Raw genomic sequence first — 16,412 nt, forward strand, 5'->3', positions numbered from 1 at the left:
CAATCCGTGCAAGCAAAAAAATGTCACTAACAAGGGTTATACCAAAATAGGCCGGATAAAAAAATATCCCCAGCGAATGGGGATATTTTTATAATCGTGATAAGCGAAGCTTATAGGTTGTTCATGTGGCGAGGAATGCTTTCATCGCTACGCAGCGTGAGTACTTCACAACCTGTCTTAGTTACGACAATAGTGTGCTCCCACTGTGCGGAGTTTTTGCCATCGCCTGTGTACACCGTCCAGTCGTCTTCTGCGTCAATGCTACAACCAAACTTACCAGCATTGATCATTGGCTCGATAGTGAACACCATGCCTTCTTTTAGAACGCGGCGGTCGTTGTTCTTGTAGTGAACCACTTGTGGCTCTTCATGGAACTCAGAGCCGATACCGTGGCCACAGAAATCTTTAACAATAGAGAACTTGTTACGCGGGTTCTTTTTGTTGTTCGCTTTAATAAACTTCTCAATTTCAGTACCGATATCGCCAACTGTTGAGCCCGGTTTAACGGTTTTCATGCCAAGGTATAGCGCTTCTTGTGCAACCATAGCTAGACGCTTGTCTGCAGGAGACACGTCACCCACTAGGAACATTTTAGATGTGTCACCGTGGTAGCCTTCAGGGCGAGTATCCAGCGATGCGTTTTCATCGTTAGGGATAATCACCGTCACGTCGACGTTTACAATGTCGCCGTTTTTAAGAACGGCTGGCTTGAGTTTACCTGTCGTGCCCATCTCGTCTTGTTGTGCTGGGATGCCGTGACAAACGATGTGGTTGATAGATGTACAGATCGATTTTGGATAACCGTGGTAATCGAGTGGCGCAGAATACGCCCCTTTTTCACGAGTATATTCAGCACAAATTCTATCTAGCTCCTCAGTCGTGACTCCCTCTTTTACATGAGGTTCGATCATTTCTAAAAGCTCTGCTGCAAGCTTACCTGCGATTCGCATTCTTTCGATTTCAGCTTCAGTTTTGATTTTGATAGACATCTGTGTTCTCTGTGTTTTAAATTGACGCGTTATTCTATCAGTGGCGAGATTAAGCGCAACAAGAATAACTCTCACTTCCCTGTTGATACGTAACTCAGTGTAGTTTGGGTTTGCTAAGAGTTCATCTATTGAATCGCTGTCACTTTGTACATTTATTGCGATTTTTCTGGAAATAGACCCCTTAAATATGGTATAAAGCGCGCCGATGACAGGACTTAGTCTCTTCACTTTCTGCAGGATAGTGGCGAGTTGGGTTGTGCATCAACATACTTTAATTTAAATCCACACACATTTCGTCACATGTTCCGGGGTGCTTGAGTAATCATTCATACCAAGTCGGAACCATGGGAAATGTGGAGGCCTAACCCCATAGAGGAATTTAAAATGGCAACTGTATCAATGCGCGATATGCTAAAAGCTGGTGTTCACTTCGGTCACCAGACTCGTTACTGGAACCCAAAAATGAAGCCATTCATCTTTGGTGCTCGTAACCGCGTACACATCATCAACCTAGAAAAAACTGTACCAATGTTCAACGATGCACTAGCTGAGCTAGCTAAAATCGGTGAGAAGAAAGGTAAAGTTCTTTTCGTTGGTACTAAGCGCGCTGCATCTGAAGCTGTTAAAGAAGCTGCTATCAACGCTGACCAGTTCTACGTGAACAACCGTTGGTTGGGCGGTATGCTAACGAACTACAAAACTGTTCGTCAGTCTATCAAGCGTCTAAAAGATTTCGAAGCACAAGCTCAAGACGGTACTTTCGAGAAACTAACTAAGAAAGAAGCTCTAATGCGCACTCGCGAAATGGAGAAGCTAGAGAAGTCTCTTGGTGGTATCAAGAACATGGGCGGCCTACCAGACGCTCTATTCGTAATCGACGCTGATCACGAGCACATCGCTGTTAAAGAAGCAAACAACCTAGGTATCCCAGTTTACGCTGTTGTTGATACTAACTCTAACCCAGACGGCGTTGATTTCGTTATCCCAGGTAACGACGATGCTATCCGTGCAGTACAGCTTTACCTAAACGCTGCTGCAGACGCGGTTAAAGAAGGTCGCAACCAAGACGTTGCTGCTGTAGCTGATAAAGACGGTTTCGTAGAAGAAGCTGAATAATAGCGGCTCAAGCCTAACTTAGTTTTGTCGACATGACTGTCGTCATATAGACTGAGTTATAGTTAGCATCAGGGGCCGAATGTGTGCCCCTGATTTTTACCTTAATTGGAATCAACTGAGGATTTAAGAATGGCAACTGTAACTGCTGCTCTTGTAAAAGAACTTCGCGAGCGCACTGGCGCTGGCATGATGGAATGTAAAAAAGCACTTGTTGAAGCAAATGCTGATATCGAACTAGCAATTGAAAACATGCGTAAAAGCGGTGCTGCTAAGGCTGCTAAAAAAGCAGGTAACGTTGCTGCTGAAGGTACTATTATCATTAAAGAAGACGCTGGCGTTGCTGCTCTTCTTGAAGTTAACTGCCAAACAGACTTCGTTGCTAAAGATTCGAGCTTCCTAGCATTTGCTAACGAAGTTGCTGATGCTGCACTAGCTGAGAAGCTTAACGTTGCTGAGCTTCAAGCTAAGTTTGAAGAAGCGCGTATCGCTCTAGTTGCTAAAATCGGTGAGAACATCAGCATCCGTCGTGTTGAGTTCATCGAAGGCGCTAAAGTTGGTTCTTACCGTCACGGCGACCGCATCGGTGTTGTTGTTGCTGGTGAAGCAGACGAAGAAACGATCAAGCACGTTGCTATGCACGTTGCTGCTTCTAAGCCTGAGTTCGTTAACCCAGAAGACGTACCAGCTGACGTAGTAGAGAAAGAAAAAGCAGTTCAAGTTGAAATCGCTATGAACGAAGGCAAACCTGCTGAAATCGCAGAGAAAATGGTTGTTGGCCGTATGAAGAAATTCACGGGCGAAATCTCTCTAACAGGTCAAGCTTTCATCATGGAACCTAAGAAAACTGTTGGCGAAATCTTGAAAGAGAAAGGCGCTACAGTATCTAACTTCGTTCGTCTAGAAGTTGGTGAAGGTATCGAGAAAGCAGCTGAAATGAGCTTTGCTGAAGAAGTTGCGGCGGTACAGAAAGGTTAATCCTTTCATGTTTTGCTGAATTCAAGACCGTAGCCAAGGCTGCGGTCTTTTTACGACTAGGCTAGTCGTTATTTTTTAGCCGTCATGAGTTGGGATTTAATCCGAGTCTCTACCCATGACCGTTAATCGATAACTCTTTGGAAGGTATACTCCATGACAACGAACCCAAAACCTGCTTATCAACGTATTCTGTTAAAACTTAGTGGCGAGGCTCTACAAGGCGAAGAAGGCTTTGGTATTGATCCTAAAGTCCTAGACCGTATGGCTCAGGAAGTAAAAGAGCTAGTAGAACTGGGTGTTCAAGTTGGTGTCGTAATTGGTGGTGGTAACCTATTCCGTGGTGCAGGTCTTGCGGAAGCAGGTATGAACCGTGTTGTTGGTGATCACATGGGTATGCTAGCGACTGTGATGAATGGTCTAGCAATGCGTGATGCTCTACACCGTGCTTACGTAAATGCACGCGTAATGTCTGCTATCCCACTTAAAGGTGTATGTGACGATTACAACTGGGCAGATGCGATTCGCGAACTTCGTCAAGGTCGCGTTGTTATCTTCTCAGCAGGTACAGGTAACCCATTCTTCACAACTGACTCTGCTGCGTGTCTACGTGGCATCGAAATCGAAGCTGACGTTGTTCTTAAAGCAACCAAAGTAGATGGTGTATTTACTGCCGATCCAGTGGCTAACCCAGATGCAGTATTATGTGATAAGCTTTCTTACAACTCAGTTTTAGACAAAGAACTGAAAGTAATGGACTTGGCTGCATTCACATTGGCACGTGATCACAAGATGCCAATTCGTGTATTCAACATGAACAAGCCAGGTGCACTTCGCCGAGTTGTGATGGGTGAAGCAGAAGGCACGCTTATCAGCGACGCAGAATAAGAGTACACTCTTAACCAGAATTATCGAAGGACATAGCCTGAAAGCACAGTGGCTTTCAGGTTACTATTATTTAAGGTGATATTGTGATTAACGAAATCCAACAAGACGCTCAAGAGCGCATGGCAAAAAGTGTAGAAGCACTAAAAAACAACCTAACTAAAATCCGTACAGGTCGTGCACACCCAAGCCTTCTTCAAGGTCTATCTGTTGAGTACTACGGTGCGCCAACGCCTCTGAACCAAGTTGCTAACGTTATTGCTGAAGATGCACGTACTCTAGCAATCACGGTATTCGACAAAGAGCTAGCGCCTAAAGTTGAAAAAGCGATCATGATGTCTGACCTAGGTCTAAACCCAATGTCAGCGGGTACGGTTATCCGTGTTCCACTTCCACCACTTACAGAAGAGCGTCGTAAAGACCTCGTTAAGATTGTTCGTGGCGAAGCAGAAGGTGGCCGCGTTGCTATCCGTAACATCCGTCGTGATGCTAACGGCGAACTAAAAGCGCTACTTAAAGACAAAGAGATCTCTGAAGACGAAGATCGTAAAGCGCAGGACGAAATCCAGAAGATCACTGACGCAGCCGTTAAGAACGTTGACGAGTTGCTAGCAGCGAAAGAAAAAGAGTTGATGGAAGTCTAATTTTTCATCGATTGACTCTTGTGAAGACGCTGTGCTGACAGCACAGCGTTTTTTTATGCTACTCTGTTCGTCCCAATTATAACTACACTCTTTTATGCAGAACTCAGACACCTTCAACGAAGCCCTTCCTAAACATATCGCGATTATCATGGATGGCAACGGCCGTTGGGCAAAGTCCAAAGGCAAGCCTCGCGTATTCGGGCACAAAAAAGGCGTTTCCGCGGTTCGTAAAACGATTTCAGCGGCGGCTAAGCTAAATATTCAAGCCGTGACCTTGTTTGCGTTTAGCAGCGAGAATTGGCGTCGTCCTGAGGACGAAGTTGGCTTATTGATGGAACTCTTTATCACCGTTCTATCAAGTGAAATTAAAAAACTCCATAAGAACAATCTAAGGCTGCGCATTATCGGCGATAAGTCGCGCTTTAACGACAGACTGCAACGCAAAATAGCGGAAGCGGAAGCGCTGACCGAAAACAACACCGGTACGGTGGTCAATGTTGCAGCAAACTATGGCGGCAAGTGGGATATCTTGCAGGCGACAAAAACCTTGGCCGCGATGGTCGAGAAAGGCGAGTTGAATGCATCGGATATTACCGAAGACATGATCAGCCAAAATGTCACCATGTCAGACTTGCCAGACGTTGACCTACTTATCCGCACCAGTGGTGAGTGTCGCATCAGCAACTTCATGCTTTGGCAGATGGCCTATGCTGAAATGTACTTTATGGATGAGTACTGGCCAGAGTTTAACGAAGATACTCTCGTTAAAGCGATTACCTGGTTTATTAACCGCGAGCGACGCTTCGGGTGTACCGGAGAACAAGTCAAAGCGTTAATGGAAGCCAATTAAGGACGATTTGATTTGAAACAACGAATTATTACCGCCCTGATCCTAGCGCCGCTGGTGGTCTGGGGGATCTTTTCTTTGCCACTTTTGTGGTTTTTAGGCCTTGTTTCCGCAATTACTATGATTGGCGTTTGGGAATGGGCACAGTTTACTAAAACTCCGTCTCGCTTACTTGCGATGTTGCCGACAGCAGGTGCATTGATTGCCTCATTGGCTTTGGTTCCGTTTGATGTAGTGTCTCTCAATGGTGTTGCTCCTGCGCACATCGCGATTCTCGGTGTCGGGTTTGGTTGGTGGTTGCTCGCGAGTGGACTGGCGATGACATACCCTAGGTCTTCGGTACTTTGGGAGCGTTCTAACTTTCTTCGGCATCTGTTTGGCATTTTGACGCTCGTTCCATTCTTGTGGAGTATCGTTATTCTTCGCGGTCAGCACTATAACCTTGATCCTTACTATGGCTCTAAGCTAGTGCTCTTTGTGTGCCTGATTGTTTGGGCAGCCGACAGTGGTGCTTACTTTGCTGGTAAAAGCATGGGTAAGCGCAAAATGGCGCCAAATGTTAGTCCTAACAAAACCATTGAAGGTTTATTGGGAGGCATTGCGGCGGCGCTTATTGTGGCTTGGGGTAGCTCAACGATCTTTGATATCCAATTTGCCAGCTTCACCAGCATGGCTATCATTACTTTAGCGACAGTAGTGATTTCCGTATTAGGTGATTTGGTAGAAAGTATGTTTAAGCGTGTTTCGAAAATTAAAGACAGCAGTAACATCATACCTGGCCATGGAGGGGTGCTTGATCGCGTTGATAGTCTGACAGCAGCTTTCCCAGTCTTTGCCCTCCTATATCTCGTGTTTTAATGTTCTAAAGAGAGAGTGAATTCGTCACTCTCTCTTTGGTTTAACAGTGGTTGTAATTCGCATGCAAAATCTCACCATTTTAGGTGCTACTGGCTCTATTGGCGCTAGCACTTTAAAAGTTGTCTCGGAAAACCCATCAGCTTTCAATATCTACGCGCTCGTTGGCGGCAGAAATGTCACCAAAATGGCAGAGCTTTGTGCTGCATGGCAGCCTGAGTATGCGGTGTTGAGCGAAGAAGCGGATGCTAAGCAGCTCAAATCACTGCTTGTACCTGGTGCACGCACACAAGTGCTTTTTGGCGAGCAAGCCATGTGTGATGTTTCCAGCGCGAGTGAAGTGGATATGGTGATGGCTGCGATTGTTGGTGCTGCGGGTCTGATGCCAACACTTGCTGCGGTTAAAGCAGGTAAGCGTGTGCTGCTCGCCAACAAAGAAGCGTTGGTGATGTCAGGGCAATTGTTTATCGATGCTGTGCGAGAGCATGGAGCGTCATTACTGCCTGTTGACAGTGAACACAATGCAATCTTCCAATGTTTGCCAGCCCATATTCAAACTAATCTTGGCCATTGTCAGCTCAGTGACGCAGGGGTCAATCATATCCTTCTTACTGGTTCGGGTGGTCCTTTCCGCTACACTGATGTGGCCGAGTTGCCAAATAAAACCCCAGCTGAAGCCATTGCGCACCCCAACTGGTCTATGGGGCCTAAAATTTCCGTCGACTCAGCGACGATGATGAACAAGGGTCTTGAGTTTATTGAAGCACGTTGGCTGTTCAACACGTCCAAAGATCAACTGAAAGTGATAATCCACCCGCAGTCTGTTATTCACTCTATGGTGCAATACAGTGATGGTTCGGTATTAGCGCAGATGGGGGAGCCTGATATGGCCACACCAATTGCTTACTCTATGTCATATCCAGATCGTATTTCAGCCGGCGTTAAGCCGCTAGACTTCACTAAGGTCGGTGAGCTGACATTCCTTGAGCCAGACTATTCTCGTTATCCATGCTTGGCGTTGGCGATGGAGGCTTGTTTTGAAGGTCAGCATGCGACAACGGCTATTAACGCCGCCAATGAAGTTGCGGTGGAAGCATTCTTAGCAGGAAGCATTCGATTTACCGATATAAGCTCAGTAAATGAACGTGTTATGTCGAAAGTCTGCGCATCAAATGAATTTAAACAATTGGATAACTTGGAAACTATTCTTGAGCTAGATAGAATGGCTCGCAGTTATGCACGTGAGATAGCGCGCTCGTTTTAATTGAAACCTGTTTAACCTAGAACGGTATAATTTAAAGACCGGTTTTAGTAAGAGACCCTGTTATGACTGAACTTTTGTGGAATCTGGCGTCCTTTATCGTCGCACTTGGCATTTTAGTTGCCGTGCACGAATATGGGCACTTCTGGGTGGCGCGCCGCTGTGGTGTGTATGTCGAGAAGTTCTCGATTGGTTTCGGTAAGTCAATCTGGTCTAGAGTGGGCAAAGATGGCACGGAATACAGCATTTCTCTTATTCCTCTCGGTGGTTATGTCAAGATGCTCGACAGCCGCGTGGATGAAGTCTCTGAAGTAGATCACAAGTATGCTTTTGATAAAAAGCCTCTATGGAAAAGAACCGCTATTGTAGGGGCGGGGCCAGCATTTAACTTCTTTTTTGCGGTTTTCGCTTATTGGTTAGTGTTCCTTATTGGTGTGCCAGCGGTGAAGCCAGTCGTTGGTCAAGTCACGCCAAGCTCGATTGCTGCGCAAGCTGGCATTGAGTCTGGCATGCAAATATTATCGGTAGATGGTAAGCAGACTCTCGATTGGGAATCGGTCAATCTCGGCTTGGTGTCACATATTGGTGATAACCAGATGACGATCACAGTGTCATCAGACAACCAAATAGGAATGGACAAAAAGTTAACACTTGATCTGCAATCGTGGAACTTTAACCCAGAAACAGAGTCTGCTATGGGGACGCTTGGTTTTACGCCGTTCACCCCTGAGATCAAGATGACCCTTGTCAATGTGAGTGCGGATGGCGCTGGCGCGACTGCAGGCTTGCAAGCAGGAGATACCATTACGGCGGTTGATGGTGCACAGGTAAGCGAATGGCAGCAGGTGGTCGTGGCAATCCAGGGAAGCGCAAACACGCCATTGCCTTTGACGGTTGAAAGACAAGGCGAAGCCATTGATTTGACCTTGGTGCCAGGTTCAAGAGAGCTGGCAGACGGTTCACAGATTGGTTTTGCAGGCATCGCTCCAGATGTAGGGGAGTGGCCGGAAAGCTATCGCTTTGACCTCCAATACGGTCCTATTGAAGCGGTGGGTAAAGCCGTCGTTAAGACCGGACAAATTATAGAGCTCACCATCACTATGCTGAAGAAGCTTATTGTCGGTGATGTGGGGCTAAACAATCTGAGTGGACCTATCTCAATTGCCAAAGGCGCAGGTACCACAGCAGATTATGGACTGGTTTATTTCTTAGGTTTTTTGGCGCTAATTAGTGTCAACCTAGGGATCATCAATTTAGTGCCGCTACCAATGTTAGATGGTGGGCATTTGATGTTTTTTGCCATTGAGGCAGTGATTAGACGACCAGTACCAGAAAAAGTACAAGAAATAGGGTATCGAGTGGGAGGCGCGATTATCTTCTCATTGATGCTCATCGCGATTTTTAACGATTTTACACGCCTTTGATATCAGAATTCGGGCAGCAGTATTAGCAAGGAATAATTAGAGCAGGTATGGCGATTAAGCATATTCTATTCGCATCTCTACTGGCGACGAGCGTGTCGGCGAATGGGGCTGAGGATTTTGTTGTACAGGACATTCGTATTGAGGGTTTACAGAGGGTTGCACTGGGTGCGGCGCTACTAAAAATGCCTGTGCGTATTGGTGATTCTATCGATGGCAAAGACATTTCAGAAATCATCAATGCTCTCTACCAGTCCGGTAACTTTGAAGACATTAAAGTATTGCGCGACAATGACGCGCTGGTCGTTCGCGTTAAAGAGCGACCGACGGTAGCTAGCATCTCGTTCTCTGGCAACAAAGCCATCAAAGAAGAACAGTTGCAACAAAACTTGGATGCATCGGGTGTGGTTGTCGGTGAGGCTTTGGATCGTACGACCCTGAGCAACATAGAGAAAGGTCTAGAAGACTTTTACTACAGTGTGGGTAAATACAACGCAAAAGTTCAAGCGGTCGTGACACCTCTGCCACGTAACCGTGCGGACTTGAAGTTTGTGTTTACTGAAGGTGTCTCTGCTAAGATCAAACAGATCAACTTCATTGGTAACACGGTATTCCCAGACGAAGAGCTATTGTCTCGATTCAACTTGAATGTGGATGTGGCTTGGTGGAACTTCTTGTCTGACGATAAGTATCAGAAACAGGTACTGGCCGGCGATATCGAAGCGCTCAAGTCTTACTATCTTGATCGCGGTTATCTGAAATTCAAAGTCGATACAACACAAGTATCTATTTCACCAGATAAAAAAGGCGTATACATCACGCTGGGTATCGATGAAGGCGAAGCGTATCGAATTAAAGATGTGAACTTCCGTGGCCAGTTGATCGGTAAGCAAGCCGAGTTTGAGGGTATGGTACCGTTTGCTGACGGTGACACTTACAACGGCTCAAGCGTGACGGCACTGGAAGAGAACATTAAGCGTGTGCTTGGTGAGTCTGGTTATGCGTATCCACAAGTAAGAACCATTCCAGAGTTCAATGATGAGACCAATGAAGTATCCTTGGTGATCAACGTTGAAGCGGGCAACCGAATCTACGTACGAGATATCCGATTCACAGGTAATAACTCAACTAAAGATGAAGTATTGCGCCGTGAAATGCGTCAGATGGAGTCTAGCTGGTTGAACTCGAAATCGATTGAAACGGGTAAAAACCGCCTTAACCGATTAGGTTTCTTTGAAACCGTTGACGTCCAAACGGTACGAGTCCCAGGTTCTGAAGACCAAGTTGATTTGGTTTACGATGTCAAAGAAGCAAACTCAGGCAGCGTGAACTTTGGTGTTGGCTATGGTACAGAATCGGGTATCAGCTTCCAGGTTGGTTTACAGCAGGATAACTTTGCTGGTACCGGTGATCGAGTTGGTATCAGTGCGATGACCAACAAATACCAGAAGAACATTACTCTTGATTACCGCGACCCATACTGGAACCTCGATGGAGTAAGTTTGGGTGGTCAGATCTTCTACAACGAATTTGAAGCATCGAAAGCAGGTATTATTGACTATACCGACCAAAGCTACGGCGGTACGTTGACCTGGGGTTTCCCGGTTGATGAACTTAACTACTTAGAGTTTGGTGGTGGTTACACTCATAGCCGTCTTGGTAATATTAAAGAGTACGTGCAGATTGAGAAATTCCTACAAGCACAAGAGAAGAACCGCGACGCTGAAGGTAACTTGATTACCGACGATTTCCACCTGACAGCAGCTTGGACACGTAACAATCTAAACCGTGGTCGTTTCCCTACAGCGGGCAACCATCAAAAACTTTACGGAAAAGTGACCGTACCTGGTTCGGATGTTCAATACTTCAAGGCACAATATGACGTCAGACAGTATTTTCCGATTACCCAAAGCCACAGCTTTACGTTATTGTTGAAAGGTCGTCTAGGCTACGGCAATGGCTATGGTCAAACGAACGGCAATGACAACTTGCTACCGTTCTACGAAAACTTCTATGTGGGTGGTTTCTCTACTCTACGTGGTTTCCGTCAGAACTCGGTAGGCCCTAAAGCGGTCTATAACGATCCAAATGGCGGTGGTTGTGGTAACGTTGGCGGTAACAACCCATGTTACTCTGCAACCGAGCAGTCAGTGGGTGGTAACGCCGTTGCATTGGCCAGTCTAGAGTTGATTGTACCAACACCGTTTGCGTCGGATGAATTCCGTAACCAGATCCGTACGAGTCTGTTTTTTGATGCAGCAAGTCTTTGGGATACTGAGTTTAGCTACCTAGCACCGGATCCAAATATGCCAGGCAAGCAATACTATTATGATTACTCCGATCCATCGAACTATCGTGCATCGGTTGGTGTGGCAGTTCAGTGGATGTCTCCGATGGGACCTCTGGTGTTCTCACTAGCGACACCAGTTAAGAAGTTTGAAGGTGACAAAACAGAAGCGTTCACCTTCACGATTGGTAACACATTCTAATTCTGTGGCATTCACTCCCACAGCGTAAGCAACTACAAGTTTTTTAAACAGAGGAATCGACCTTGAAAAATATTATGAAAGCGGCTGGTCTTGGCCTAGTTATCCTTACCTCTTCAATGTTTGCTACAGCAGCAGAAGCGGCTCAGAAAATTGGCTACGTGAACACGCTACAAGTTTTCCAAGCGCTTCCACAACGTGAAGCAACGCTTCAAAAGCTACAAAACGAGTTCAAAGACAAAGCGGCTGAGCTACAAGCAATCCAAGCGGAAGCTACCAAGAAAATGGAAAAGCTACAGCGTGATGGTGAGCTTCTAGGTTCTGAAGAAGTAGAAAAACTGCGTATCGAAATTGGTCAGCTTGATAGCAAGTACAAGATCAAAGGCCAAGCTCTAGAGAAAGACAGCCAACGTCGCGAAGCTGAAGAAAAGCAAAAGCTATTCAAAACTATCCAAGAAGCTGTTGAAAAAGTCGCAGAGAAAGAAGGCTACGACATGATCATCGACATTCAAGCGGTAGGCTACGCGAAAGAAGAGTTTAATATCTCAAGCAAAGTTATCGACTCTCTTAAGTAATTAGTTAGCTAGTAGGAATAACATGACAGCATTGACGTTAGCACAGCTTGCTGAAATCACAGGTGGTGAATTACATGGTGAAGGGGATGTTCAGATCCACACCGTTGCCCCTATGGATCGAGCCAGCGAAGGCGAAATTACGTTTTTAACCAACGTTAAGTACGCAAAGCATCTTGGTGAATGCCGCGCATCGGCGATTATGGTAAAAGCTTCAGAACTAGAACATTGCAAAACCAATGCTCTTGTTGTTGCAGACCCGTATGTTGCTTACGCAAAAGTCGCTCAAGCGCTTGATAGTACGCCAAGCCCAGCCTCTGAAGGCATTGCAGCTAGCGCTGTAGTGTCCCCAGACGCCGTCTTGGGTAATAACGTTGCTATTGGCGCGAATGCTGTTGTAGAAGCGGGTGCAGAGCTTGGTGACAATGTGGTTATCGGTGCAGGTTGTTTCATTGGTAAAGGTGCAAAACTTGGTGCCAATACCAAGCTTTGGGCTAACGTTGCCATCTATCATGATGTCGTGATGGGTTCGGATTGCCTAGTGCAATCAAGTACCGTTATTGGCTCTGATGGTTTTGGCTATGCCAATGAAAAAGGTGAGTGGATTAAGATCCCTCAGCTTGGCACGGTGAGAATCGGTAATCGCGTTGAAATCGGTGCTTGTACTACGATTGACCGCGGCGCTCTGGATGACACTATTATCGAAGATAACGTGATCATCGATAACCAGATACAGATTGCCCATAATGTGCACATCGGATATGGCACAGCGATGGCGGGTGGTACTATTGTTGCTGGTAGTACTAAGATTGGCAAATATTGCCAAATCGGCGGAGCAAGTGTGGTTAATGGTCACATTGAGATCGCCGATGGTGTTATCGTCACGGGTATGGGCATGGTTATGCGCAGCTTGCCAGAAAAGGGCATCTATTCGTCCGGTATTCCTCTTCAGACTAACAAAGAGTGGCGTAAGACTGCGACTCGCGTTCATCGCATCGATGAGATGAACAAGCGCCTAAAAGCGGTGGAAAAACTGCTCGAGCAGCAAGAGGATTAATTCTCTTACTCAGCTCAATGAAAAAGGCTCGCTTAAGGCGAGTCTTTTTATGTGCGTGAACTTAGTTCAGGTTGAGCTTTGCTCCCTGACTGACACTGCGAGGCATTTGGGTATATAATGCCTCTAGATTAGCAAAGAATTGATATAGGATTTTTACTTTGAGCACCGATACTAAAACTATGAACATCACTGAGATCCAGGAACTACTGCCACATCGTTACCCGTTTCTGCTTATCGACCGTGTGACCGATTATCAAGAAGAAAAGTATCTGACCGCTATCAAGAACGTTTCTGTGAATGAGCCGCAATTTACGGGTCATTTCCCACAGTTGCCAGTATTCCCAGGCGTATTGATCCTAGAAGCAATGGCACAAGCGACAGGCCTATTGGCATTTAAATCGTTTGGTGCACCGAAGGATAATGAACTGTACTACTTCGCAAGTGTTGATAAGGCGAAATTCCGTAAGCCTGTTGTACCAGGTGATCAGCTTGTTATTGAAGTTGAATTTGTAAAAGAGCGTCGCGGTATTGCTGCCTTCAACGGTGTAGCAAAAGTTGACGGTGAAATCGTTTGTTCAGCTGAACTGAAATGTGCTCGTAGAGAGTTTTAATATGATTCATGAGTCTGCCACTATTCACCCTAGTGCCGTTATTGAAGGTAACGTCACTATCGGTGCTAATACCACTGTAGGGCCATTTACCTACATTTCGGGTGACGTCACCATTGGTGAAAACAACGAAATCATGTCGCATGTTGTGATCAAAGGTCACACAACGATTGGTAATGATAACCGTGTATTCCCTCAAGCGATTATTGGCGAAGAGAACCAAGATAAAAAGTATGGCGGTGAAGATACGCGAGTTATCGTCGGTGATCGCAACGTCATTCGTGAGAGTGTACAAATCCATCGCGGAACCACTCAAGACAAAACCCAGACCGTGGTTGGTAATGACAACCTGTTGTGTGTTAACGCGCACATTGCCCATGATGTGATTGTTGGTAATCACACTCACATTGGTAACAACGCCATCCTTGGCGGCCACGTGACTGTGGGTGATTACGCTGGAGTCATGGCCTTGTCTGCGATTCACCCGTTCTGTACGGTTGGCGCTTACGCTTATGTGGGCGGCTGCTCTGCGGTTGTTCAAGACGTACCTCCTTACGTACTGGCTCAGGGTAACCACGCCACGCCATTTGGTCTTAACCTAGTAGGCCTTAAGCGTAACGGTTTTGAGAAGCCAGAGCTGCGTGCGCTACAAAAAGCGTACAAAGAGATCTATCGTTCAGGAAAGACACTTGCAGAAGTGAAGCCAGTACTTGAAGAAATGGCGCAAGAATGGAGCTCTGTGGGTCGCTTTGTTGAGATCTTGGAAGCCTCTGAGCGTGGCATTATTCGCTAGACCTGCGCACGACTAAGCTGAAAAGATCGCCAGTCTGACTGGCGGTCTTTTTCTGTTTTAAGAAAACCATAAATTTAAGCAAGTAGGGAACACCAATGGAACGACCATTACGCATCGGCATTGTCGCTGGCGAACTCTCGGGGGATACGCTTGGTGAGGGTTTCATCAAGGCGCTCAAAGTGCGCTACCCTGATGCTGAGTTTGTTGGCATTGGTGGTCCAAAGATGATTGCCGAGGGTTGTCAGTCTCTGTTCGATATGGAAGAGCTCGCCGTTATGGGGCTGGTTGAAGTATTGGGGCGACTGAGGCGCTTGCTGCACGTCAAAGCTGAGTTGGTGAAATACTTTACCGAAAATCCTGTGGATGTGTTTGTCGGCATTGATGCGCCGGATTTCAACTTAAGGCTTGAGCTAGACCTAAAAAAAGCGGGCACCAAAACCGTCCATTACGTGAGCCCTTCCGTGTGGGCTTGGCGTCAAAAACGTATTCATGGCATCGGTGAAGCGACCAATTTGGTACTGGCGTTTCTACCATTCGAAAAAGCCTTCTACGACAAATTCAATGTGCCGTGTGAGTTTGTAGGACATACGCTCGCTGATGCGATCCCCTTGGAGTCAGACAAAGCCGCTGCGCAGCAGTTGTTAGGGCTAGATCAAGACAAGAAATGGCTTGCGGTACTGCCAGGTAGTCGTGGTAACGAGCTGAAGATGCTCTCTCAGCCATTTATTGAAACCTGTAAGAAGCTCAATAACGACGACCCGAGTTTAGGGTTTGTGGTCGCAGCTGTGAATGATAAGCGCAAGCAGCAGTTTATCGAAGCCTGGCAGCATTATGCGCCAGAGCTAGACTTTCATATTGTGCAAGATACAGCACGCAACGTGATCACAGCATCCGATGCCGTGCTTTTGGCCTCAGGCACTGTCGCGTTAGAATGTATGCTACTTAAAAGGCCTATGGTTGTCGGGTACAAGATGAATGCTATCACGGCATTTTTGGCAAAGCGTTTGGTGAAGACGAAATACGTTTCGTTGCCAAATATTTTGGCCGATGATGAGATAGTCAAAGAGTTCCTCTTAGATGCGTGTACCCCAGAAAACTTACATGCCGAGCTGACGCGCCTGCTCAATGGTGACAATCACGATATGATTGAAAAGTTCACCGAAATGCATCATTGGATCCGTAAGGGTGCCGATAAACAGGCCGCAGACGCCGTACTAAAATTGATAGATAGATTATGACCAAGAAAAAAACGCCTATAGAACTGCCTCCTTTTGAATACCCGCAAGGCTATACCGCTATTGCAGGTGTGGATGAAGTGGGTCGCGGACCATTGGTTGGAGACGTCGTCACAGCAGCGGTTATCCTAGATCCGAATAATCCGATTGAAGGCCTTAACGACTCGAAAAAACTGTCTGAGAAAAAACGCCTCGCGCTGTATCCTGAAATTAAAGAAAAGGCGCTGGCTTGGGCGGTAGGGCGTTGTTCTCCTGAAGAAATTGATGAGCTCAATATCCTACAAGCGACCATGGTGGCGATGCAGCGCGCGGTTGCAGGGCTTAAGGTTCAACCTGATATGGTGTTGATTGACGGTAACCGAACGCCAGAGCTTCCAATGGATGCACAAGCCGTGGTCAAAGGTGACCTTCGTGTTGCTGAGATTAGTGCCGCTTCCATTATTGCTAAAGTGGTTCGCGATCAAGAAATGGAAGAACTTGATGCTCAGCACCCTGAGTTTGGGTTCGCTAAGCACAAAGGCTATCCGACTAAAGCGCATTTTGAGGCCATTGAGCAGCACGGCGTCATTGCCCAGCATCGAAAAAGCTTCAAACCAGTAAAGCGCGCCCTAGGTATTGAAGACTAGGTATTTAAGAGTAAAACAAATTAAGCACTAATGGCTCTGTGTAGC

16 protein-coding genes are annotated in these 16,412 nt (G+C 46.4%); 15 read left to right on the forward strand and 1 reads right to left on the reverse strand.

The window, feature by feature from the left end; genetic code table 11:
* Positions 1-110: 110 nt before the first annotated feature.
* Positions 111-989, reverse strand: coding sequence for a type I methionyl aminopeptidase (gene map / locus ACVA6Q_RS15600; RefSeq protein ID WP_353498001.1), 879 nt, complete (start codon positions 987-989; stop codon positions 111-113).
* 384 nt (positions 990-1,373) lie between these two features.
* Between map and rpsB the strand changes: the two genes are divergently transcribed.
* The 15 genes from rpsB (at position 1,374) to rnhB (ending at position 16,367) form a co-directional block, all read left to right on the forward strand.
* Positions 1,374-2,105: a 30S ribosomal protein S2 gene (gene rpsB / locus ACVA6Q_RS15605; protein WP_353498002.1), complete on the forward strand. Its 732-nt coding sequence runs from the start codon at positions 1,374-1,376 to the stop codon at positions 2,103-2,105.
* A gap of 129 nt (positions 2,106-2,234) precedes the next feature.
* Positions 2,235-3,080: a translation elongation factor Ts gene (gene tsf, locus ACVA6Q_RS15610; protein WP_353498003.1), complete on the forward strand. Its 846-nt coding sequence runs from the start codon at positions 2,235-2,237 to the stop codon at positions 3,078-3,080.
* 153 nt (positions 3,081-3,233) lie between these two features.
* Positions 3,234-3,965: a UMP kinase gene (gene pyrH / locus ACVA6Q_RS15615; protein ID WP_353498004.1), complete on the forward strand. Its 732-nt coding sequence runs from the start codon at positions 3,234-3,236 to the stop codon at positions 3,963-3,965.
* A gap of 83 nt (positions 3,966-4,048) precedes the next feature.
* Positions 4,049-4,606, forward strand: coding sequence for a ribosome recycling factor (gene frr, locus ACVA6Q_RS15620; protein WP_042476355.1), 558 nt, complete (start codon positions 4,049-4,051; stop codon positions 4,604-4,606).
* Positions 4,607-4,700: 94 nt separating this feature from the next.
* Positions 4,701-5,456 (forward strand): isoprenyl transferase, encoded by a 756-nt coding sequence (locus ACVA6Q_RS15625; RefSeq protein WP_353498005.1) that lies wholly within the window; start codon positions 4,701-4,703, stop codon positions 5,454-5,456.
* 12 nt (positions 5,457-5,468) lie between these two features.
* On the forward strand, positions 5,469-6,311 hold the full coding sequence (locus tag ACVA6Q_RS15630; RefSeq protein WP_446648123.1) for a phosphatidate cytidylyltransferase: 843 nt from the start codon (positions 5,469-5,471) through the stop codon (positions 6,309-6,311).
* 61 nt (positions 6,312-6,372) lie between these two features.
* Complete coding sequence (ispC, locus tag ACVA6Q_RS15635; protein WP_446648124.1) at positions 6,373-7,572, forward strand: 1-deoxy-D-xylulose-5-phosphate reductoisomerase; 1,200 nt, start codon at positions 6,373-6,375, stop codon at positions 7,570-7,572.
* Between the two features lie 62 nt (positions 7,573-7,634).
* Positions 7,635-8,993, forward strand: a complete 1,359-nt coding sequence (gene rseP / locus ACVA6Q_RS15640) for a sigma E protease regulator RseP (protein ID WP_446648125.1) — start codon at positions 7,635-7,637, stop codon at positions 8,991-8,993.
* A 47-nt stretch (positions 8,994-9,040) separates the two neighbouring features.
* A complete protein-coding gene (bamA, locus tag ACVA6Q_RS15645) occupies positions 9,041-11,479 on the forward strand; it encodes an outer membrane protein assembly factor BamA (RefSeq protein ID WP_353498008.1) in 2,439 nt (812 codons plus the stop codon).
* Between the two features lie 71 nt (positions 11,480-11,550).
* Positions 11,551-12,051, forward strand: coding sequence for an OmpH family outer membrane protein (locus tag ACVA6Q_RS15650; RefSeq protein WP_042500989.1), 501 nt, complete (start codon positions 11,551-11,553; stop codon positions 12,049-12,051).
* A gap of 22 nt (positions 12,052-12,073) precedes the next feature.
* A complete protein-coding gene (lpxD, locus tag ACVA6Q_RS15655; protein ID WP_446648126.1) occupies positions 12,074-13,105 on the forward strand; it encodes a UDP-3-O-(3-hydroxymyristoyl)glucosamine N-acyltransferase in 1,032 nt (343 codons plus the stop codon).
* Positions 13,106-13,284: 179 nt separating this feature from the next.
* Complete coding sequence (fabZ, locus tag ACVA6Q_RS15660) at positions 13,285-13,716, forward strand: 3-hydroxyacyl-ACP dehydratase FabZ (RefSeq protein WP_418642295.1); 432 nt, start codon at positions 13,285-13,287, stop codon at positions 13,714-13,716.
* Between the two features lies 1 nt (position 13,717).
* Complete coding sequence (lpxA, locus tag ACVA6Q_RS15665; RefSeq protein WP_353498010.1) at positions 13,718-14,506, forward strand: acyl-ACP--UDP-N-acetylglucosamine O-acyltransferase; 789 nt, start codon at positions 13,718-13,720, stop codon at positions 14,504-14,506.
* A gap of 95 nt (positions 14,507-14,601) precedes the next feature.
* Positions 14,602-15,744, forward strand: a complete 1,143-nt coding sequence (gene lpxB, locus ACVA6Q_RS15670) for a lipid-A-disaccharide synthase (protein WP_446648127.1) — start codon at positions 14,602-14,604, stop codon at positions 15,742-15,744.
* Complete coding sequence (gene rnhB / locus ACVA6Q_RS15675; protein ID WP_446648128.1) at positions 15,741-16,367, forward strand: ribonuclease HII; 627 nt, start codon at positions 15,741-15,743, stop codon at positions 16,365-16,367. The genes lpxB and rnhB overlap by 4 nt, the downstream gene beginning before the upstream one ends.
* Positions 16,368-16,412: the final 45 nt, after the last annotated feature.

Source organism: Vibrio sp. DNB22_10_4 (genome assembly GCF_052879755.1).